19 protein-coding genes are annotated in these 20,961 nt (G+C 73.7%); 11 read left to right on the top strand and 8 right to left on the bottom strand.

What is annotated here, in order from left to right; all coding sequences use genetic code 11:
* Positions 1-4: 4 nt before the first annotated feature.
* Entirely contained in the window at positions 5-364 is a 360-nt protein-coding gene (locus FXF50_RS09725) for a YciI family protein (protein WP_148426886.1), read from the bottom strand.
* 4 nt (positions 365-368) lie between these two features.
* On the bottom strand, positions 369-1,301 hold the full coding sequence (locus FXF50_RS09720; RefSeq protein WP_148426885.1) for a MerR family transcriptional regulator: 933 nt from the start codon (positions 1,299-1,301) through the stop codon (positions 369-371).
* Between the two features lie 123 nt (positions 1,302-1,424).
* On the opposite strand from FXF50_RS09720, the gene FXF50_RS09715 reads away from it, so the two are divergent.
* The 8 genes from FXF50_RS09715 to FXF50_RS09680 all read left to right on the top strand — a co-directional run bounded on the left by FXF50_RS09715 (position 1,425) and on the right by FXF50_RS09680 (position 10,957).
* Positions 1,425-2,471, top strand: coding sequence for an iron ABC transporter permease (locus FXF50_RS09715; RefSeq protein WP_148426884.1), 1,047 nt, complete (start codon positions 1,425-1,427; stop codon positions 2,469-2,471).
* A gap of 146 nt (positions 2,472-2,617) precedes the next feature.
* Positions 2,618-3,598, top strand: a complete 981-nt coding sequence (locus FXF50_RS09710; protein ID WP_255509962.1) for an iron chelate uptake ABC transporter family permease subunit — start codon at positions 2,618-2,620, stop codon at positions 3,596-3,598.
* Positions 3,595-4,437 carry an ABC transporter ATP-binding protein gene (locus FXF50_RS09705; protein WP_370464091.1) on the top strand — a complete coding sequence of 281 codons (843 nt, stop codon included), beginning with the start codon at positions 3,595-3,597 and terminating at the stop codon, positions 4,435-4,437. The genes FXF50_RS09710 and FXF50_RS09705 overlap by 4 nt, the downstream gene beginning before the upstream one ends.
* Positions 4,438-4,477: 40 nt before the next feature.
* Positions 4,478-5,422 (top strand): ABC transporter substrate-binding protein, encoded by a 945-nt coding sequence (locus tag FXF50_RS09700; RefSeq protein ID WP_148426882.1) that lies wholly within the window; start codon positions 4,478-4,480, stop codon positions 5,420-5,422.
* Positions 5,423-5,707: 285 nt separating this feature from the next.
* Positions 5,708-7,240: an aspartate aminotransferase family protein gene (locus FXF50_RS09695; protein WP_148426881.1), complete on the top strand. Its 1,533-nt coding sequence runs from the start codon at positions 5,708-5,710 to the stop codon at positions 7,238-7,240.
* A gap of 26 nt (positions 7,241-7,266) precedes the next feature.
* Complete coding sequence (locus FXF50_RS09690) at positions 7,267-8,559, top strand: lysine N(6)-hydroxylase/L-ornithine N(5)-oxygenase family protein (protein ID WP_148426880.1); 1,293 nt, start codon at positions 7,267-7,269, stop codon at positions 8,557-8,559.
* Positions 8,560-8,621: 62 nt separating this feature from the next.
* Positions 8,622-9,191 carry a GNAT family N-acetyltransferase gene (locus tag FXF50_RS09685; RefSeq protein WP_148426978.1) on the top strand — a complete coding sequence of 190 codons (570 nt, stop codon included), beginning with the start codon at positions 8,622-8,624 and terminating at the stop codon, positions 9,189-9,191.
* Entirely contained in the window at positions 9,188-10,957 is a 1,770-nt protein-coding gene (locus FXF50_RS09680) for an IucA/IucC family siderophore biosynthesis protein (protein ID WP_148426879.1), read from the top strand. Before FXF50_RS09685 ends, FXF50_RS09680 begins: the two co-directional genes overlap by 4 nt.
* A gap of 133 nt (positions 10,958-11,090) precedes the next feature.
* Here FXF50_RS09680 and FXF50_RS09675 read toward each other — a convergent pair whose 3' ends face one another.
* The gene (locus FXF50_RS09675; RefSeq protein WP_091263986.1) at positions 11,091-11,738 is read right to left on the bottom strand and encodes a hypothetical protein; all 648 of its coding nucleotides are present in this window, start codon (positions 11,736-11,738) and stop codon (positions 11,091-11,093) included.
* A 157-nt stretch (positions 11,739-11,895) separates the two neighbouring features.
* Between FXF50_RS09675 and FXF50_RS09670 the strand changes: the two genes are divergently transcribed.
* Positions 11,896-13,536, top strand: a complete 1,641-nt coding sequence (locus FXF50_RS09670; protein ID WP_148426878.1) for a peptidase — start codon at positions 11,896-11,898, stop codon at positions 13,534-13,536.
* 58 nt (positions 13,537-13,594) lie between these two features.
* Here FXF50_RS09670 and FXF50_RS09665 read toward each other — a convergent pair whose 3' ends face one another.
* On the bottom strand, positions 13,595-16,099 hold the full coding sequence (locus tag FXF50_RS09665; RefSeq protein WP_148426877.1) for an RNA helicase: 2,505 nt from the start codon (positions 16,097-16,099) through the stop codon (positions 13,595-13,597).
* A gap of 47 nt (positions 16,100-16,146) precedes the next feature.
* Entirely contained in the window at positions 16,147-16,851 is a 705-nt protein-coding gene (trmB, locus tag FXF50_RS09660) for a tRNA (guanosine(46)-N7)-methyltransferase TrmB (protein WP_148426876.1), read from the bottom strand.
* A 133-nt stretch (positions 16,852-16,984) separates the two neighbouring features.
* On the opposite strand from trmB, the gene FXF50_RS29260 reads away from it, so the two are divergent.
* Both FXF50_RS29260 and FXF50_RS09655 read left to right on the top strand, forming a co-directional pair.
* Entirely contained in the window at positions 16,985-17,620 is a 636-nt protein-coding gene (locus FXF50_RS29260) for a hypothetical protein (RefSeq protein ID WP_187399594.1), read from the top strand.
* An 8-nt stretch (positions 17,621-17,628) separates the two neighbouring features.
* Positions 17,629-18,303, top strand: coding sequence for a class F sortase (locus tag FXF50_RS09655; protein ID WP_148426875.1), 675 nt, complete (start codon positions 17,629-17,631; stop codon positions 18,301-18,303).
* Between the two features lie 210 nt (positions 18,304-18,513).
* Here the strand turns inward: FXF50_RS09655 and FXF50_RS09650 are convergent, their stop codons facing one another.
* From FXF50_RS09650 to FXF50_RS09640, 3 genes are read right to left on the bottom strand one after another with little or no spacing between them, the layout of a single operon-like run.
* The gene (locus tag FXF50_RS09650) at positions 18,514-18,834 is read right to left on the bottom strand and encodes an antibiotic biosynthesis monooxygenase (protein ID WP_107076513.1); all 321 of its coding nucleotides are present in this window, start codon (positions 18,832-18,834) and stop codon (positions 18,514-18,516) included.
* Positions 18,835-18,856: 22 nt separating this feature from the next.
* Positions 18,857-19,654 (bottom strand): exodeoxyribonuclease III, encoded by a 798-nt coding sequence (locus FXF50_RS09645; protein WP_148426874.1) that lies wholly within the window; start codon positions 19,652-19,654, stop codon positions 18,857-18,859.
* Positions 19,655-19,691: 37 nt separating this feature from the next.
* The gene (locus FXF50_RS09640) at positions 19,692-20,618 is read right to left on the bottom strand and encodes a proteasome assembly chaperone family protein (protein ID WP_148426873.1); all 927 of its coding nucleotides are present in this window, start codon (positions 20,616-20,618) and stop codon (positions 19,692-19,694) included.
* Positions 20,619-20,961 lie beyond the last annotated feature (343 nt).

Here is a 20,961-nt window from a genome sequence, read left to right as displayed (position 1 = left end):
CCGGTCAGTCGCCGGTGGCCGCCTCCAGCATCGAGCGGGGCACCGCCACCTGCTCGAAGCGCACGTTGCCCTCCGGCACCATCCAGCTCAGCACCTGCGCGACCAGGCGCCCGGCGCGTACGGCGGGGTCGTTGGCGTAGAGCTCGCGGGCCATCTGCGGGTCCACCGAGAGCACGGCGATGCCGCGGATCCGCTCGTCGTCGCCGCCGAGGAACGGGCCGGCCGCGAGGACGGCGCCCTGCTCCACCAGCCCGGCCTGGTGCGCCAGGTGCGCGTCCTGGAGCCGGTCGAGGGCGTCCTGCGGCAGGTCGGGCGCGTCGTCCGGGCGGACCAGGAGCACCACCGTGTGCTGGTCGAATCGCATGTCCTCAGGTTAGGGGCTGCCGGGCCCGCAGCGCCCGGATCGACCAGTCGAGCACCGGGGTCAGGCTCTCCGGCGGCGGCCAGCCGTTGACCACGGAGAGCAGGCGCAGGTACCGCTCCCGGCGCGGGTCGTCGGCGGCCTCCAGCCGGTCCAGCAGCCGGCGGCGCAGGTCGGCGTCGTCGGGGCGGCCGCACAGCCGCGCGTACCGGTTCGTGGCCGCGGCGACGACCGGGTCGGCGTGGGGTGAGGCCGGGTCGACGCCGGCGGCCAGCGCCGGGGCGACCTCCGCCCGCACCACCGCGACGGCGTCCCGCCGGACCCCGGGCGCGCCGGCCCGGTCGGCCTCGTGCTGCTCCGCGAGCCGGCGCAGGCCGGCCCGGAAGTCCGGGTCCAGGGCCAGTTCGGCCAGCTCCACCCACGCCTCGACCTGCTCGTCGGCGGGGTCGTCGGGCAGCTCGGGGGTGAGCGAGCGGCGGATCCCCGCGAACCCCGGGTCGGTCAGGCCGGCGAAGGCGCCGTTGAGGAACTCGTCGACCAGCCGCCGCCGTTCCGCCTCGGCGAGCCCGGCCAACCGGTGCAGGATCTCGGCCCGGGCGGCGTCGGAGCCGCGCCGCGCGATCACGGTCAGCACGGCGCGGCGCAACCGCAGCACCCGGATCTGGGCGGCCAGGGCATCGGCGTGCGCCGCGGCGACCTCGGGCAGCGCGACCTCCCGCTCCACCACCCGGCGCACCGAGGGCAGGCCGACGCCCAGCTCGCGCAGCGTCCGCACCAGCTCCAGGCGGGCCAGGGCGTCGGCGTCGTAGCGGCGGTGCCCGGTCGGGCCGCGGTCGGTCGGCGGCACGATCCCGCGGTCGGACCAGAAACGGATGGTCTTCACCGGCAGCCCGGTCCGCCGGGCCAGGTCGCCGATCGAGTAACGCGTCGCACCGTCCATGCCGCCCACCCTGCCGCCTCCCCCTGGTGGAGGCGCAAGCGACGCATCGACACCGCCGAGTTAGGCGAGCCTAACCAGCTCGGTTAAGGTAAGGCGTACCTAATCCGAGAGGCGTACACCCCCGTGACCACCGTCGCCGTCCGGCCCGCCCGGGCCGACGCCCCCACCCGCCGCGGCGTGCCCCGCCGCCTCGCGGTCACCCTGGCGGCGGCGCTCCTGCTCCTCGTCGCGCTGCTGGCCAGCCTGGCGCTCGGCAGCCGCCACCTCCCCGTCGACCAGGTGTGGCACGCGCTGGTCGCCCCGGACGACGGCGAGGCCACCACCATCGTCCGCGAGCTGCGGCTGCCGCGTACGGCCCTGGGGCTTGTCGTCGGGGTCGCCCTCGCCCTGGCCGGTGTGCTCTTCCAGGCCGTCACCCGCAACCCGCTCGCCGAGCCGCGCATCCTCGGCGTCAGCGCCGGCGCGTCCTTCGGCGTGGTGCTGGCCATCGCCGTCTTCGGCGTGAGCACGCTCACCGGGTACGTCTGGTTCGGCATCGCCGGCGCGCTGCTCGCCGGGCTGCTGGTCTTCGCCGTGGCCAACCGCACCCGCGACGGCGCCAGCCCGGTCACCCTCGCGCTGGTCGGCGCGGCCCTCGACGCGGGTCTCGGCGCCGTCGTGTACGCGCTGCTCAGCATCGACGCCCGCACCTTCGAGGAGTACCGGTTCTGGGTGGTCGGCGGCCTCACCGGCCGGGACGTCGCCGTCGCCGGGCAGGTGCTCCCGTTCGTCCTCGCCGGCACCGTCCTCGCGGCGCTGGCCGCCCGCGGCCTGGACGCGCTCGCCCTCGGCGACGACGTCGCCCGCGGCCTCGGCCACCGGATCGCCCTGGTCCGCCTCGCGGCCGGCGTGGGCGGGGTGCTGCTCACCGGCGCCGCGGTGGCCGCCGCCGGGCCGATCGCCTTCGTCGGGCTGGCCGTGCCGCACCTGGCCCGGGCCCTGGTCGGCGCCGACCACCGGTGGACCCTGCTGGTCGCCGCGCTGCTCGGCCCCGCCCTGGTGCTCGGCGCCGACGTGGTCGGCCGGCTGGTCGCCCCACCCGGCGAGATCCCGGCCGGCATCATCACGGCGCTGGTCGGCGCCCCCCTGCTGGCCTTCCTGGTCCGCCGCGCCAAGGTCGTGACGGCATGAGCACCCCCAGCCCCCGCGATCTTGCACTTGCGGCCCCGGCAAACAGGGCAGATGCCTCACCTGCGGGGCCCGAACTGCAAGATCGCCGCGGGGGAGGGGGCCTGGCGGGGCGGTTGCTTGTGCGGGTCGGGCCGGTCAGCGTGCCGGTGCGTCGGCGGCCGGTGCTGGTCGCGGTCACGCTGTTCGTGCTGCTCGCCGGGGCCGTGGTGGGCAGTCTTTCGCTCGGGACGCCGTACGTGGCGCCCGGCGACGTGCTGCGGGCGCTCTCCGGCGCCGGCACCCCGTACGACCTCGTGGTGCTCGACCTGCGGCTGCCCCGCGCGGTGCTCGCGGCGCTGGCCGGGGCGGCCTTCGGGGTGGCCGGCACCCTGATCCAGAGCGTGGCCCGCAACCCCCTGGCCAGCCCCGACGTCATCGGCGTCACCCAGGGCGCCGGGCTGGCCGCCACGGTGGCCCTGACCAGCGGCGCCGCGGCGGTCCTGGTGGCGCCGGCCGCGCTGGTCGGCGGCCTGGTGGCGGCCCTCCTGGTGTTCGCCCTCGGTGCGCGGCACGGCCTGGCCGCGCAGCGCTTCGTGCTGGCCGGCGTGGCGGTGGCGTTCGCGCTCCGGGCGCTGACCGAGGTGGTCATGCTGGCCGCCGACCCGATCGACGGGCTGCGCGCCCAGCTCTGGCTGATCGGCACCCTGGCCGGCAAGGGCTGGACCGAGGCGGCCTGGATCGCCGGCACCCTCGCCGTGCTGCTGCCCGTGCTGCTCTGGGCCGGCTGGGCGCTGCGCAGCACCGCGCTGGACGACGACACCGCCCGGGGGATCGGACTGCGCCCGGTGGCCCGGCGGATCGGCCTGGCCGCCACCGGCGTGCTGGCCGCCGCCACGGTCACCGCCCAGGCCGGCGCGGTGGACTTCGTGGCGCTGGTCGCCCCGCAGGTGGCCCGGCGGCTGGTCCGCGCGGAGCGCCCGCCGCTGCTCTGCTCGGCCCTGCTCGGCGCGCTGCTGCTGGTGCTCGCCGACCTGGCCGGCCGCCGGCTGTTCGCGCCCACCCAGCTCCCGGCCGGCGTGCTCACCGCGGCGATCGGCGGCCCCTACCTGATCTTCCTGCTGCTGCGGACCCGAGGGAGGCGGTCGTGACCGCGATGCTGTCCACCCGTGACCTGGTCGCCGGGTACGAGACCCGGACCGTGCTGGACGGTCTGGACCTCGACCTGCCCGCCGACGCGTTCACGGTGATCGTCGGGCCGAACGCCTGCGGCAAGTCCACGCTGCTGCGCACCATGGCCCGGCTGCTCACCCCGCGCCGCGGCGCGGTGCTGCTCGACGGCACGGCGATCCGCGACCTGCCCACCCGCGAGGTGGCCCGGCGGCTCGGCGTGCTGCCGCAGAGCCCGCTGGTGCCGGAGGGGATCACCGTGGCCGACCTGGTCGGCCGGGGCCGGCAGCCCTACCAGCGCTGGTGGCGTCAGTGGTCCGCGGAGGACGGCCGGGCCGTCGAGGCGGCCCTGGCCATGGCCGATGTGGCGGAACTCGCCGACCGGCCGGTGGACACCCTCTCCGGCGGGCAGCGGCAGCGGGTCTGGATCGCCATGACCCTGGCCCAGGACACCGAGGCGCTGCTGCTGGACGAGCCGACCACCTTCCTCGACCTGGCCCACCAGGTGGAGGTGCTGGACCTGCTGCACCGGCTGCGCGCCGAGCGCGGCCGGACCGTGGTCGCCGTGCTGCACGACCTCAACCAGGCCGCCCGGTACGCCGACCACCTGGTCGCCATGCGCGCCGGCGCGGTGGTCGCCGCCGGTCCGCCGCGCGAGGTCCTCACGGTCGACCTGGTCCGCGACGTCTTCGGGCTCGACTGCGTGGTCGTGCCCTGCCCGGTCACCGGCGCCCCGCTCGTCGTGCCCGCCCTCACCCACACCTCGGCCGTTCCGGCCGCCACGCCGGCCCCGGCCGGCGCCTCCGTCGGCGACGCCTGACCGCGCGTCGACCCGTACCTGTCAGGAAAGGACTTTTTTGATGCGTCGTCTCGCCGCCGCTCTCACCGCGGCCCTCGCCCTCGGCGTGGGCCTCACCGCCTGTGGGGAGAGCGATCCCGTCTCCGGCACCGCCGCCGGGGAGACCCGGGAGATCACCCACGCCATGGGCACCACGAAGGTGCCCGCCGAGCCGAAGCGCGTGGTGGTGCTCGACACCGACAAGATCGACACCGCGCTCTCGCTGGGCGTCACCCCGGTCGGCGCGGCCACCGCCGGCGAGGCGAAGAGCTGGCCCACCTACTTCGGCGCGGAGAAGCTCGCCGGCATCAAGGAGGTCGGGGTGCTCACCGAGCCCGACCTGGAGGCGATCAACGCGCTCAAGCCGGACCTCATCCTCGGCAGCAAGTTCCGCCAGGAGAAGTTCTACGACGAGCTGTCCGCCATCGCCCCGACCGTCTTCACCGAGAAGGTGGGCATCACCTGGAAGGAGAACTTCCTCCTCGACGGCAAGGCCCTCGGCAGGGAGCAGCAGGCCAAGGACCTGCTGGCCGCGTACGAGAAGCGGGCGAAGGACTTCGGCGCGAAGCTGGGCGACGCCTCGTCGCGGAAGGTCTCCATCGTGCGCTTCATCCCGGGCAACATCCGGGTCTACGGTCCGGACTCGTTCTCCGGCATCGTGGTCGGTGACACCGGCCTGGGCCGCCCCGAGCGGCAGCTGCTGGAGGGCAAGGAGGACAAGCGCTTCGACCTGGTCAGCCCCGAGCGGGTCAACGAGGTCGACGGCGACGTGGTCTTCGTGACCGCGTACGGCGAGAAGGCCGCCGCCGAGCAGGCGAAGGTCACCGCCGGCAGTCTCTGGCAGGGCCTGTCCGCGGTCAAGGCGGGCAAGGCGCACGTGGTCTCCGACGAGGTCTGGATGACCGGCATCGGTGTCGGCGCCGCCAACAAGATCGTCGACGACCTGGAGAAGTACCTGGCCGCCTGAGCCACCCGTACCGCCCAGCGCCCGCCCGGCCCCGTGCCGGGCGGGCGCTGCCGTCGTCAGGCCGGGATTGGGTGGTCGGCCTCGACCCGGGGTGAGGAAGGCCAGCCGGGCCCGCTTGTCCGGCGGGCACCAGGTGACCTCGCTCGGCTACTGGAGTGTCCGGTGACCGCCTTGACCGGAAGTTAGGTTAGGGTAACCTAACTTCGCGATCATTTCCGGACCGCGTGGACCGCGCCGTGCCGTCGCGCCGACGCCGTGTCCGCCTCCGACCACTGAGGACTGCCCATGAGCCTGCCCGGAGCAACCGTTCCGGCCCCCTCGGCCGGCGCCGGCCCGGCCGCCGCCCGGGACCACCTGTTCACCGCCCGCTCGCTGGACCGCTACCGCGGCGTGCTGGCCGAGGGCGTCGAACGGGTGGCCCGCCGGGTGGCCACCGCGGACCGGCCGTTCACCGGGGTCGGCCCGGAGGACCTCGCCCCGCGCGTCGCGGCCGTCGACCTCGACCGCCCGCTCGGCGACACCGGCGCGGCCCTCGACGAACTGCACGACGTCTACCTGCGCGACGCCGTCTACTTCCACCACCCGCGCTACCTGGCCCACCTGAACTGCCCGGTGGTGATCCCCGCGCTGCTCGGCGAGGCGGTGCTCACTGCGGTCAACTCCTCGTTGGACACCTGGGACCAGAGCGCCGGCGGCACCCTCATCGAGCGCCGGCTCATCGACTGGACGGCCGGGCGGATCGGCCTCGGTCCCGCGGCCGACGGGGTGTTCACCAGCGGCGGGACCCACTCCAACCTCCAGGCGCTGCTGCTGGCCCGGGAGGAGACGCGGGTGCGGGCGGGACTGCGGCCCGGACCCGAGGCGCTGTCGCGGCTGCGGGTGCTCACCTCCGCTGCCGGCCATTTCAGCGTGCAGAAGGCGGCCCGGCTGCTCGGCCTCGGCACGGACGCGGTCCGCACCGTCGACACCGACCCGCAGCGGCGGATGCGCCCCGACGCGCTGGCCCGGGAGATCGCCCGCTGCCGGGCGGACGGCCTGCTCGTGATGGCCGTGGTCGCCACCGCCGGCACCACGGACTTCGGCAGCATCGACCCGCTGCCGCAGGTCGCCGACATCTGCGCGGCGGCCGGCGTCTGGCTGCACGTCGACGCCGCGTACGGCTGCGGGCTGCTGGTCTCGCCCACCCGCCGGCACCTGCTCGACGGCATCGAGTGGGCCGACTCGGTCACCGTCGACTTCCACAAGTCCTTCTTCCAGCCGGTCAGCTCCAGCGCCGTGCTGGTCCGCGACGGCCGGACGCTGCGGCACGCCACCTGGCACGCCGACTACCTCAACCCGGCTCGTGCCGTCGAGCAGCGCATCCCCAACCAGGTCGACAAGAGCCTCCAGACCACCCGCCGCTTCGACGCGCTCAAGCTCTGGCTCACCCTGCGGATCATGGGGGCGGACGGCATCGGCGCGCTCTTCGACGAGGTGGTCGACCGGGCCGGCGCGGCCTGGCGACTGCTCGACGCCGACCCCCGCTTCGAGGTGGTCACCCGGCCGACGCTCAGCACCCTGGTGTTCCGCTGGCGCCCCGCCGGCCTGGCCGCAGACCTCGTGGACGACGCCAACCTGTACGCCCGCGAGGCGCTCGCCGCCTCCGGCGCCGCGCTCGTCGCCGGCACCCGGGTCGACGGCGCCCACCACCTGAAGTTCACCCTGCTCAACCCCGAGACCACCGGGGACGACGTCGCCGCGGTCCTCGACCTGATCGCCGAACACGCCGGGTGGTACGCGCGCACCCGCACCGCCGACGAGCTGACCCCGGTCGGCTGACCGGCCGCCCGCCCTGGAGAACACCCATGTCGACCCATGACTTCATCGCCGTCGGGCTGGGCCCGTACAACCTCGGCCTGGCCTGCCTCACCGCCCCGATCGACGACCTCGACGGCCTGTTCCTGGAGGCCCGCGACGACGTCGACTGGCATCCCGGCATGCTGCTGGAGAGCGCCCACCTCCAGACCCCGTTCCTCGCCGATCTGGTCACGCTCGCGGACCCGACCTCGCCCTACTCCTTCCTCAGCTACCTGAAGGAGACCGGCCGGCTCTACCCGTTCTACATCCGGGAGAACTTCTTCCCGCTGCGGGCCGAGTTCGACGCGTACTGCCGGTGGGCGGCCGCCCAACTGCCCGCCGTCCGGTTCGGACACGAGGTCACCGCGATCGAGCACGACCCGGCCGACGACCGGTACGTGGTGCACGCCCGGGCGGGCGGCCGGCGGATCACCCACCGGGCCCGCCGGCTGGTGCTCGGCACCGGCACCCCGCCGCACGTGCCGCCGGCCTGCGAGGGGCTGGCCGGCGACGTGATCCACAACTCGCGGTACCGGGAGCACCGGGCCGCGCTGCGCGGCAAGCGGAGCATCACCGTGGTCGGCAGCGGGCAGAGCGCCGCCGAGATCTACCACGACCTGTTGGCCGACATCGACACGCACGGCTACCAGCTCAACTGGGTCACCCGCTCGCCGCGGTTCTTCCCGCTCGAATACACGAAGCTCACCCTGGAGATGACCTCCCCGGACTACGTGGACTACTTCCACGCCCTGCCGGAGGCGACCCGCTACCGCCTGGAGGCCGAGCAGAAGGGGCTGTTCAAGGGCATCGACGCCGAGCTGATCAACGCGATCTTCGACCTGCTCTACGTGAAGAGCGTCGGCGGCCCGGTGCCCACCCGGCTGCTCACCAACACGGCGCTGACCGACGCCGCGTACGACCCGGCGCGCGGCACGTACGCGCTGGGGCTGCGCCACGTCGAGCAGGGCCGCGACCTCACTCTGGAGACCGAGGGGCTGGTGCTGGCCACCGGCTACCGCTACCAGGTGCCCGCCTTCCTCGACCCGATCCGGGACCGGCTCCGCTTCGACGGGCACGGCCGCTTCGACGTGGCCCGCAACTACAGCATCGACCACACGGGACGGGGCGTCTTCCTCCAGAACGCCGGCACCCACACGCACAGCGTCACGTCGCCCGACCTGGGCATGGGCCCCTACCGCAACTCCTGGATCATCCGCGAGCTGACCGGCCGCGAGCACTACCCGATCGAGAAGAGCATCGCGTTCCAGGAGTTCGGCGCGCCCGCCGGAGTGGCCCTGTGAGCGCGAGGAGTGAGCCGGTTCTGCGAGCCCCGCAGTCGCGAACGGAAGGCGGCCCGGTGACCGTGGCCATCCACCGCCGGGACGACCCGCGGCTCGGCGAGTTCCGCCTCCGCCCGCTCGACCCGGACGCCGACGCCGCACTGCTGCACGGCTGGGTCACCCACCCCAAGGCGGCGTTCTGGATGATGCAGGACGCCGACGTGGCCCGGGTGGCCGAGGAGTACCGGCGGATCGCCGCGCACCCGCACCACGACGCGTATCTCGGGTCCTGGCGGGGCCGGCCGGCGTTCCTCGCCGAGCGCTACGACCCGGCCCGGGTCGAACTGGTCGGGCTCTACGACCCGGCCGAGGGCGACGTCGGGATGCACTTCCTCTGCGCGCCCAGCGACACCCCCGTGCGCGGCTTCACCCTCGCGGTCATCACCACGGTGCTGGACTGGCTCTTCGCCGACCCGGCCACCCGCCGGGTGGTGGTCGAGCCCGACGTGCGCAACACCGCCGTGCACGCGCTGAACGCGGCCGTCGGCTTCACCGTCGTCGGCCCGGTCGCCAAGCCCGAGAAGACCGCCCTGCTCAGCGTCTGCACCCGCGAGCAGTTCCTGGCCGCCACCCGCAGAGAGGCCCCCGCGTGACCACCCCCGCCGCCGTCGACCACCTCACCCCCGAGCTGTGGGCCGCCGCCAACCGCCAGCTCGTCCGCAAGGCCCTGGCCGAGTTCGCCCACGAACGGCTCATCACCCCCGAGCCGCAGGGCCCGGGCCGATACCGGGTACGCGGCGACGACGGCAGCGTCGAGTACCGCTTCGCGGCCCGGCGGCTAAGCCTGAACCACTGGTGGATCGATCCCGCCGGCCTGACCCGGCACGTCGACGGGCGGGAGGCCCCACTGGACGCCGTCGACCTCTGCCTGGAGCTGCGCGGCGCGCTCGGCCTCACCGACGCCGTCCTGCCGGTCTACCTGGAGGAGATCACCTCCACCCTGGCCGGGCTCGCGTACAAGCTGGCCCGGCCCGAGCGGGACGCGGCCGAGCTGGTCGAGGCCGAATTCCAGCAGATCGAGACGGCGATGACCGAGGGCCACCCGTGCTTCGTGGCCAACAGCGGCCGGATCGGCTGGGGCGTGCACGACCACCACCGGTACGCCCCGGAGGCCGGCCGGCCGGTCCGCCTGCTGTGGCTCGCCGCCCACCGCGACCACACCACGTTCACCTGCGCCGCCGACCTGGACTACGACACCCACCTGTGCGCCGAACTGGGGGCGGAGACCCTGGCCGGCTTCGCCCGTACCCTCTCGGGGCTCGGCCTGGACCCGGCCGACTACCTGCTGCTGCCCGTGCACCCCTGGCAGTGGTGGAACAAGCTGGCCGTCACCTTCGCCGGCGAGGTGGCCCGGCGCCGCCTCGTGCCGCTCGGCGAGGGGCCGGACGAGCACCTCGCCCAGCAGTCGGTGCGCACCTTCTTCAACGTCACCGACCCGCACCGGCACTACGTGAAGACCGCGCTCTCGGTGCTCAACATGGGCTTCATGCGCGGGCTGTCCGCCGCGTACATGGAGCACACCCCGGCCATCAACGACTGGCTGGCCGGCCTGATCGCCGCCGACCCGGTGTTCCGGCGGACCGGGCTGACCATCATCCGCGAGCGGGCCGCCATCGGCTACCGGCACCGGCAGTTCGAGGCGGCGACCGACCGGTACTCGCCGTACCGGAAGATGCTCGCCGCGCTCTGGCGGGAGAGCCCGGTGCCGGGGCTGGAGCCCGGCCGGCGGCTGGCCACCATGGCGTCGCTGCTGCACGTCGACCGGGCCGGACGCTCGTTCGCCGGTGCGCTGATCGCCGCGTCCGGGCTGGCCCCGGCGGACTGGCTGCGCCGCTACCTGGACGCCTACCTGGTGCCGCTGCTGCACGCGCTGCACGCCTACGACCTGGCCTTCATGCCGCACGGCGAGAACGTCATCCTGGTGCTCGGCGACGGCGTGGTGGAGCGGGTGGTCTTCAAGGACATCGCCGAGGAGATCGTGGTGATGGACCCGGAGGCCGACCTGCCCGAGGCGGTCCGCCGGATCCGCGCCGCCGTCCCCGAGGACGACAAGGTGCTCTGCGTCTTCACCGACGTGTTCGACTCGTTCCTGCGCCACCTCAACGCGATCCTGGCCACCGAGGGCGTCACCGACGAGGAGACCTTCTGGCGGACCGTGGCCGAGTGCGTCCGCGCCTACCTCGAGTCGGTGCCGCATCTGGCCGACCGGCACGACCTGTTCGCCCCGGAGTTCGCGCTCTCCTGCCTGAACCGGCTGCAACTGCGGAACAACCAGCAGATGGTCGACCTCGCGGACCCGTCGGCGGCCCTCCAGTTCGTGGGCACCCTGGCCAACCCACTCGCCCCGTACGCCCCGTGAACGCCCTCGCCGCGCCGGTGCGCGAGCGTGACGGCGGCGCGACCGGGGCGCCGGGGCGATCGTGACGCCGGGGTCGACACGGACGAGCGGCCGCCCGGGGAGGGGCGGCCGCTCGTCGGGGGGGTGGGTCGGGTCAGGCGGCGGTGGACCAGATGGCGCGGAACGCGGCGGCCTCGCCGGCCAGCCACTGCTCGACCTGCTCCGGCTTGACGTCGGCTGGCATCCGGTGGGACTCGCCGCGCCGGACGTCGACCAGCACCGGCTCGGCGTGCGGCAGGACCGCGTCCATGTGCCGGGCCATCAGGTGCAGCGTCGCCAGGGTCGTCTCCTCGCTCGGCGGGGCCTCGTCGAAGTGCAGCCGGATCGCCTCGGCGCGGCCGTCGGCGTAGCGCACGCCGAACTGGGGGTTGATCTTCACGGGCAGGTCGCCCAGCATGGCCAGCGCGTCGCGGGTCTGGGCCAGGTCGACGCCGGCCGGCTCGCCGAGCGAGTGCAGCCAGGTGGTCGCCCCGGGCACGAGCGCCTCGTAGAGCGGGCGCCAGCGCGGCTTGACCAGGTCGGCGACCTGGGCCAGGTGCGTCCCGCCGGTGTGGAAGGCGACATCGGCCTTGAGCGCCTTGACGAACTGGCCGTGCGGGTTGAAGCCGTGCCGGCTCGCCCGCTGCTTGCGCAGGCCGCCGACGAAGGTGGCCTTGGTGGGCCCGGTGCGGTCCACGTAGCGGGTGAACCCGAGGAGGGTGGCGTAGGGGGTGACGGGGGCGGCGGAGGTGGGCGCGGTCACGAGCATCCTCCCAGGTCAAAAGCTCGATTAGTACATACATTCTAATCGACGGGTCTGACATCGCCCAGGGGTCTGGAGCGCCCTCTTCGCACGGGACACCGCGGTTGCTGATCATCAACTAGAGTGCGGGCTTCCCCCGTTCTCTCTCGGAGCTCACATGACATCCCTCACGGCCCGTTGGCCCCGCCTCGCCGTCGGCGCGGCGGTGCTGGCGACGACCGCGTTGTTCGGTTTCTCCGCCCCGGCCCACGCGGCGGACCCGCTGCCCGACCTCTCCGTCTCGTTCGACCGCGACCCGGTCGCGGAGATCGACAACAGCGGCACCACCATCGGCATGTACGTCTACAACTACGGCGAGGCCGACGCGACCGCGGTGACCGTCACGCTCGACCTGAGCAAGCTCTCCGACGCGGTCACCGCCTCCGTGTCGGACTGGGACGACACCTGCAAGCTGGCCGACGCCAAGGTCACCTGCACGGTCGGCAGCCTCGCGGCCGGGCAGGTCACCAACGTCTACCCGGTGTCGCTGGCCAGCCGCACGGGCGCCACGCCCGGCGACGCGGGCTCGGTGACGGTGACCATCGCCGGCGCGGAGGACGACGCCAACCCCGGCGACAACACCACCTCGTTCCCGGTCACCGTGGTCGCGTCGGGCCCCGACCTGGTCGCCGCCGCCGACAACTTGAACGACAAGGCGCACCCGGTCGGCCCGGGCGACCGCGTCCCGCTCTACAGCGGTGTCCTGAACGAGGGCGACAGCCCGGCGACGGACTTCACGGTCCGGGTCGACCTGCCCACCGGCGCCACCTTCGTCGAGCGGTACAGCGACTGCACCTACGTCGACTACTACCCGAAGGACACCGGCGCGCCCTACGTGTACGGGCCGAGCCAGGTCACCTGCACGGTGCCGCTGACGCTCAAGCCCGGCGAGGGGCTGCTGCTGTTCGACGACGAGACCGGCGCGTCGCTGTTCAACATCACGTTCGGCCGCAACCTGCCCGGTCCGGACGAGAACTACGCCGCCTTCAGCACGGCCCTGGCGGGCGAGGCGGAGGCGGCGAAGAAGGCCGCGGCCACCCGGGGCACCGGCCCGTCGTTCGCCTCCGCCGCCGAGAAGCTGCACGCCAAGGCCGTGGCGGCGGGCCTCGCCAAGCGGTCCGTCGTGGAGCGTGAGCTCGACGAGTCGGACAACTACGCCGACATCCAGTTCTGGACCAAGAAGAACACGCTCGACGTCGCCGTCACCGCCCCGCCGGTGAAGGGCGCCGTCGGCCAGACGGTCGACCTCGCGTACGAGGTCGTGAACAACGGCCCGTCCGACGGCGGCGGCCCGGGCGTCGTCATCACCGCGCCGAGCGGCACGGTGCTGCTGCCCGCCGAGTGGTGCTACACCGACGGCACGCCGGGCAAGCAGCTTCCGGAGTCGGCGAAGCTGCGCTGCAACTTCGAGAGCGAGTTCCCCAGCGTCTTCTCCGGCTACGGCCGGATCAAGGCCACCGTCAAGCTGAAGATCAAGTCAGCTCCGGGCACCGACGGCACGATCGTGGTCGACGGCGCGACCTCGTCCACCGAGTCGAACCCGGCGAACAACACCGCCCGCATCGTCATCACCGGCGGCTCCGGTGACGGCAACGGTGGTTCGGGTGACGGCAACGGTGGCTCCGGCGGCGGCCTGCCGGTCACCGGCGCCCCGGCGGTCGCGCTCGCCGGCGTCGGCGCCGCCGTGCTCGCGCTCGGCGCCGTGCTGTTCGTGATGTTCCGCCGTCGCCGCGTGGCCTTCCAGACCCCGCGCGACTGATCCGCCGACGCCGCGGGGGTGGGCCGGTCTCCGGTCCACCCCCGCGGCGCGAGCGGGGTCAGAGCTGTCCGACGTCGATGATCCGGACCACGGCGGCGCCCGACTCGTCGGAGGCGGCGAGGTCGATCTCGGCGCTGATGCCCCAGTCGTGGTCGCCCTCCGGGTCGTCCAGGATCTGGCGTACGGTCCACTTCTCCCGACCCTGCTCGATCATCAGCAGCGCCGGCCCGCGCGCGTCCGGCCCCACCCCGATCGAGTCGTACGCCTCGAAGTACGGCTCCAGCGCGTCGGCCCACGCGTCCGCGTTCCAGCCCTGCTCGGCGTCCAGTTCCCCGAGCAGGTCCCAGCGGCGCAGGGCGGCCAACTCGACCCGGCGGAACAGCGCGTTGCGCACCAGCACCCGGAACGCCCGGGCGTTGCGGGTGACCGCCGGCGGCCGGTCGTCCAGCGACGCGGCCACCTCGGCGACGTCGGACGGGTTGCGCAGCCGCTCCCACTCGTCGATCAGGCTGGAGTCGACCTGGCGGACCAGCTCGCCCAGCCACTCGATGAGGTCGACCAGCTCCTCGGTCTTCGCGTCCTCGGGGACGGTCTGCCGCAGCGTCTTGTACGCGTCCGCGAGATAGCGCAGCACCAGGCCCTCGGAGCGGGACAGCCCGTAGAACTGGACGTACTCGGGGAACGTCATGGCCCGCTCGTACATGTCGCGGACCACCGACTTCGGGGAGAGCTGGTGGTCGGCGACCCAGGGGTGGCCCTGCCGGTACATCTCGTACGCCGACTCCAGCAGCTCGGCCAGGGGCTTCGGCCAGGTCACCTCGTCGAGGAGTTCGAGTCGGGCCTCGTACTCGATGCCCTCGGCCTTCATGGCGGCGACCGCCTCGCCACGGGCCTTGAACTGCTGCGCGGAGAGCACCTGGCGCGGGTCGTCCAGGATCGACTCGATCACGCTGAGCACGTCCAGCGCGTACGCCGGGGACTCCCGGTCGAGCAGCTCGATGGTGGCCAGGGCGAGCGGGGAGAGCGGCTGGTTGAGCGCGAAGTCGAGCTGGAGGTCGACGGTGAGCCGCACCCGCCGGCCCTGCTCGTCCGGCTCGGGCAGCTCCTCGACCACGCCGCCGGCCCGCAGTGCCCGGTAGATGGCGATGGCCCGGCGGATGTGCCGGCGCTGGGCGGCCCGGTCCTCGTGGTTGTCGGTGAGCAGGTGCCGCATCGAGGCGAACGCGTCACCGGGGCGGCCGATGACGTTGAGCAGCATCGAGTGGCTGACCTGGAAGCTGGAGGTCAGCGGCTCGGGCTCGGCCTCGACGAGGCGCTGGAAGGTCGGCTCGCCCCAGCCGATCGAACCCTCCGGCGGCTTCTTCTTCACCACCTTGCGGCGCTTCTTCGGGTCGTCGCCCGCCTTGGCCAGGGCCTTCTCGTTCTCGATGACGTGTTCGGGGGCCTGCACCACGACCCGGCCGAGGGTGTCGAAGCCGGCCCGCCCGGCCCGGCCGGCGATCTGGTGGAACTCGCGGGCCTTGAGCAGCCGGGTCCGGGTGCCGTCGTACTTCGACAGGCCGGTGAACAGCACGGTGCGGATCGGCACGTTGATGCCGACGCCGAGGGTGTCGGTGCCGCAGATGACCTTGAGCAGCCCGGCCTGGGCCAGGGTCTCCACGAGGCGGCGGTACTTGGGCAGCATGCCGGCGTGGTGCACGCCGATGCCGTGCCGGACCAGCCGGGACAGCGTCTTCCCGAAGCCCGAGGTGAACCGGAAGTTGCCGATCGTCTGGGCGATCATGTCCTTCTCGGCCCGGGTGCAGACGTTCACGCTCATCAGCGCCTGGGCACGCTCCAGCGCGGCCGCCTGGGTGAAGTGCACGACGTAGACCGGGGCCTGCTTCGTCGCCAGCAGCTCCTCCAGGGTCTCGTGCAGCGGCGTCATCGCGTACGAGAAGAGGAGCGGGACCGGCCGCTCGGCCGAGCGGACGACGGCGGTCGGTCGCCCGGTGCGCCGGGTCAGGTCGTCAACGAACCGGGTGGTGTCGCCGAGTGTGGCGGACATCAGGACGAACTGCGCCTGCGGCAGCTCGATGAGCGGCACCTGCCAGGCCCAGCCGCGGTCCGGCTCGGCGTAGAAGTGGAACTCATCCATGATCACCTGGCCGACGTCGGCCCGGGCGCCCTCGCGCAGCGCGAGGTTGGCCAGGATCTCCGCGGTGCAGCAGATGATCGGGGCGTCGGCGTTGACGCTGGCGTCGCCGGTGAGCATGCCGACGTTCTCCGCGCCGAAGACCTCGCAGAGGGCGAAGAACTTCTCCGAGACCAGCGCCTTGATCGGCGCGGTGTAGAAGGTGGTCCGGTCGTCGGCCAGCGCCGCGAAGTGGGCCGCGATCGCCACCAGGCTCTTGCCCGAGCCGGTCGGGGTATTCATGATCACGTTCGCGCCGGAGACGATCTCGATGACCGCCTCCTCCTGGTGGGGGTAGAGGTCGAGACCGCGCTCGGACGCCCAGCCGGCGAACGCGTCGTAGAGGGTGTCGGGGTCGGCGCTCTTCGGCAGCGCGGCGGTGAGAGTCATGGCGGCTCCCATCGTGCCTGGATCATGGGCCGCCGCGCCAACCGGGTTCAGCGCCGCCGGTGGATCAGGTCGAAGATCTCCCGCCCGGCGGTCAGCGCCCGGCGCTCGAACTTGGTCACCGGCCGGTGCGCCGGGCGGGGCGCCCAGCCGTCGTGCACGTCGACCAGCCCCGGGTCGGCGGCCAGCGTCTCCCGCATGGCCTCGGCGTACTCCGCCCAGTCCGTGGCGCAGTGCAGCGTCCCGCCGGGGGCCAGCCGGGAGCGCAGCAGCGCCACGTGCGCCGGCTGGATGATCCGCCGCTTGTGGTGGCGGGCCTTCGGCCACGGGTCGGGGAAGAAGACGTGCACCGCGTCCAGGCACCCCTCGGGCATGGCCCGCACCAGGTCCAGCGCGTCGCCCTTGGCGACCCGCACGTTGCCGAGGCCGTGCCGTTCGACCAGTTCGAGCAGGTTGGCGATTCCGGGCGTGTGCACCTCTACCGCCAGATAGTGTCGGTCCGGGTCGGCGGCCGCCATGGCGGCGGTCGCGTCGCCCATGCCGGACCCGATCTCCAGCACCAGCGGCGCCCGCCGTCCGAACAGCGCCGCCGGATCGCACGGCCCGTCCAGGTCGTCGATCTCCAGGCCGTACGCGGGCCAGAGCCGGGCCAGCGCGTCGCGCTGCCGGTCGCTCATCCGCCCGCGACGCGGGTGGAAGGTGCGGATACGGGCGGCGTGGGCCGGCGGCGCGGCGCTGAAGTCGGTGGAGGTCACAGCGACCCGAGCGTACGCGACCGCCGGAGCGGATCGGATGTGATGTGCGGCCCGGGGTGAGAGGATTCATCCCAGTACGGCAGGACGGGTGGCCCGCCGCCCGTTCACCGCCGACGCGGGGCCGGGAGGGGGCATGGTGTCAGTCACGGGACGTGCGGCGCTGCTGGTCGCGGCCGCCGCGTGCACCGCCCCGCTGGTCGGCGCGACGCCCGCCCAGGCCGGCCCGTCCGCCGCCCCGCTGTCTGCCGCTCCGGTGCCCGCTGGCGGCCCCGTGCTTGCCGCTCCCGTGCTCGCTGCCGAGCCCGTGCCCGGGCAGCCCGAGACGCGGCCGTCGCCCGCCGACGTGATCTTCGTGGAGGTCACCCCGAGCACCGTCGAGGCCGGCTTCCTGGTCGGTATCCGGGCGAGCTGTCGGGACAACACGGTGCCGGCGACCGTGGTCTCCGACGCGTTCGGCCGGATCCAGGTGCAGCCCCAGCGTGGCCTGCTCACCGCCTCGCCGATGGTCCGGGAACGCACCCGTCCCGGCAACTACCGGGTCAAGCTGGAGTGCCCCGGCGGGCAGACCGCGTCCACCATGCTCCAGGTGGTCAAGCGGGTGCAGCCCAGCCGCGGGCCGGCGACCGGCTTCGGCGGCACCGCCGGCGGCGGTGGCCTCGGCGGCCTGCTGGTGCCGGTCGGCCTCGGGCTGACCGTGGTCGGCGCGGTGGTCGGCGTGGCGGCGTCGCGCCGGCAGCCCCGTACCCTCCGTGGCGCCGCCCGGCGCTGAGGCCCGCCATGGCCGCGAACCCCACCCCACAGCCCACCGCCCGGGCGGCCCGGGCCCGCGCCCGCAGCCCGTGGTCGACGCCGCTCGCCGTGCTGCTCGTGCTGGTCGGGGTCTTCGCCACCGGCGCCGGCCTGGGCCGGACCGCCGGGCCGTTCGACTGGGCCGACGCGGCGACCGGGTCGAGCCGGCACAGCGCCGAACCGGCCCGGGCGCGGGAGCCGGCCAGCCTCCCGGTCCGCCTCGCCGTGCCGGCCATCAAGGTCACCGCCCCGGTCACCCCGGTCGGCCAGGCGCGGGACGGCTCGATCGACGTCCCGCCGCTCACCCAGCACCATCAGACCGGCTGGTACAATCGCGGGTCGGTGCCCGGCGAGCCCGGCCGGGCGATCATCGTCGGGCACGTCGACACCAAGAGCGGTCCGGCGGTCTTCTACCGGCTGCACGACCTGAAGCCCGGGGACCGGATCGAGGTGACCCGGTCCGACCGCAGCGTGGTCACCTTCAAGGTCGACACCGTCGAGTACTTCGACAAGGCCAACCTCCCGGCCGACCGGGTCTACGGCGACTCCGGCCCGGCGGAGCTGCGGCTCATCACGTGCGGCGGCGAGTGGGTCGGTGGCCGCACCGGCTACCAGGACAACGTGATCGCCTTCGCCTCACTCCTCGACACCCGCAACCCCTGACGCCTGGGTCCTGGCGACCCGAGGCGGGTCGGGCATGGCCCAAAGGCCGCTGCGAACGTGATGACGTGGATGACTCAGCCGATGGGCCCGGCGTCGGCGACGCCGGTTATGAGTCACCTACGACATCAAGTTCGCAGGCGCTGAGCAGGAGGCGGCAGACCCGGGCGTGCGGCAGCGCGCCTCACGAGCTGACGATGATGATCGAGGCGGTCAGCCCTTGCCGGGGACGTGCTGGACTACCTCGAACTCCAGCAGCGTGGCGCCGGTGGCTACCGGCTTGCGCGGCTCGCCGCCCTCGCCGCCGGCGTGCGCGGCCCGGGACGGCCCCTGCGCCCATGCCTGGTACGCCTCTTCGGTCTCCCAGCGGGTGTAGACGAAGTAGCGGCTCTCCCCGGCGACCGGGCGGAGCAGTTCGAAGCCGAGGAAGCCGGGGGAGTTCTCCACGGCGCCGGCCCGGGCCGCGAACCGCTTCTCCAGCTCCTCGCCGGCGCCGGGCGGGACGTCGATCGCGTTGATCTTCACGACTGCCATGGCTCCACCCTAACGAGCCGGGTCAGAACGTCTCGACGGTCGGCACCAGCTCGGCGTCGACCACGATGGGGGCGTGGTCGGAGGGGCCCTTGCCCTTACGCGCCTCCCGGTCCACGTACGCCGAGGTGACGGCGCGGGCGAACGGCGCGGAGGCGTAGACCAGGTCGATCCGCATGCCCTTGTTCTGGTGGAACATGCCGGCCCGGTAGTCCCAGTAGGTGTAGGGGTGCGGGCCCTTCATGGGGGTGGGCACCACGTCGTCGAGGCCGAGGTCGCGGAGCGCGGCCAGGGCGGCGCGCTCGGCCGGGGTGACGTGGGTGGAGGTGACGAAGAGCGCCGGGTCCCAGACGTCGGCGTCGGTCGGGGCCACGTTGAAGTCCCCGCAGACGGCGAGGGGCAGGCCGCCGGCCAGCTCCGGCTCCAGGGCGTCCCGCAGCGCCGCGAACCAGGCCAGCTTGTACGCGTAGTGGGGGTCGTCGGGGGAGCGGCCGTTCGGCACGTACACCGACCAGACCCGCAGGCCGGCGCACGTGGCCGAGATGGCGCGCGCCTCCGGATCGGGGAAGCCCGGTTCGCCGGGGAAGCCGACCGCCACGTCGGCCAGCCCCACCCGGGACAGGATGGCGACCCCGTTCCACCGGCCGTCGCTGTGGCTGGCCGCCTCGTAGCCCAGCTCGCCCACCTCGGCGACCGGGAACGCCCCGTCGGGGCACTTGGTCTCCTGCAGGCAGACGACGTCGGGCTTCGTGGTGGCCAGCCAGTCGAGCAGCCGGGGGAGGCGGGCCTTCACCGAGTTGACGTTCCAGGTCGCCAGGCGCATGTCTCCAGCCTGCCGCATCGGCGGCCACCCCGCCGGGTCACGCCCGCGGGGTGTCGGTGTCTCCGGGGCGGGTCTGCTCGGCGAGGAACCGTTCCAGCTCGGCGCCGAGTTCGTCGGCGGTGGGCAGCGGGCCGGTCTCCTGGGCGAGCAGGTTCTTCTCCCCGCGGCCCCGGGCGAACGTGTCGTACTGCTCCTCCAGGGCCTGGACCAGGGTGGCCGCCTCCTCGGTCTGGGCGACCTGACGGTCGATCTCCACCCGCACCACCTCGGCGGCGGCGCCGAGGCCGTCGCGGGGCAGCAGCAGCCCGGTGCTGCGGGACACGGCGGAGAGCAGCGCGTCGGCGGCGGCCGGGTACTCGGTCTGGGCGACGTAGTGCGGCACGTGCGCGGCGAAGCCGAGGGCGTCGCGGCCCTGCTCGCCGAGGCGGAACTCCAGCAGGTGGCCGACGCTGGCCGGCACCTGGACCTTCTGGAGCCAGGGCTCGTAGCCGGAGATCAGCTCGGGCCGGGTGGCGTGCGCCGTGACGCCGCTGGGCCGGGTGTGCGGGACGGCCATGGGGATCGAGTTGAGCCCTACGGTGAGGCGCACGTCGAGGCGGGCGGAGAGTGCGGCGACGGCGGCCACGAAGCGTTCCCACTGGAGGTCCGGCTCGGGGCCGGTGAGCAGGAGGAACGGGGTCTCGTCGTCGTCGCGGAGCAGGTGCAGCTCCAGCGCCGGGGCGTCGTAGTCGGCCCAGTGGTCCTCGACGAAGGTCATCACCGGCCGGCGGGAGCGGTAGTCGAAGAGCTGGTCGACGTCGAAGCGCGCGATCGGCCGGGCCTCCAGGGAGGTGAGCAGCTGCTCCCGGGCCAGCCGGGTGGCGTTGCCGGCGTCGACGAAGCCGGTGAGCGCCTGGATCAGCACCGGTTGGCCGAGGTCGGGCAGATCGTCGCTGAGTTCGTAGAGCTCGTGTGGGTCGAGCACCGGTTCGGACCTTCCTGTCGACGCGTACGGGTGGGCCGTGCGCGCACGGCCTCCCGGTTCGGCCAACGTACCGGCCGCGGTGGTCCATTCCGTTACGGGCCGAACGATGATCACAGTTCGGTGTCGGTGACGGGATCGTTCCCCCTGACGGGCCGGGTCCGGTTCCGCCGAAAGGACGAGTTAGTCGATCACTGGGCGCGGCCGGGAGGGCTGCGAGGTTCCTGCCCAGGGCGACGCGACCCGGGGTGGACCGGAGGTTTTCCCGGGTCGCGAGGTCCGTCACCGGCCGCCCCCGGCCGCTGACTGTTGTCCGGTTTTGGGAGTGCGAAGTGTGGCGAGGGCC

The organism is Micromonospora sp. AP08, assembly GCF_008085935.1.
GTDB classification, from domain to species: Bacteria; Actinomycetota; Actinomycetes; order Mycobacteriales; family Micromonosporaceae; genus Micromonospora; species Micromonospora chersina.
This window is presented reverse-complemented; position numbering and strand designations above follow the sequence as displayed.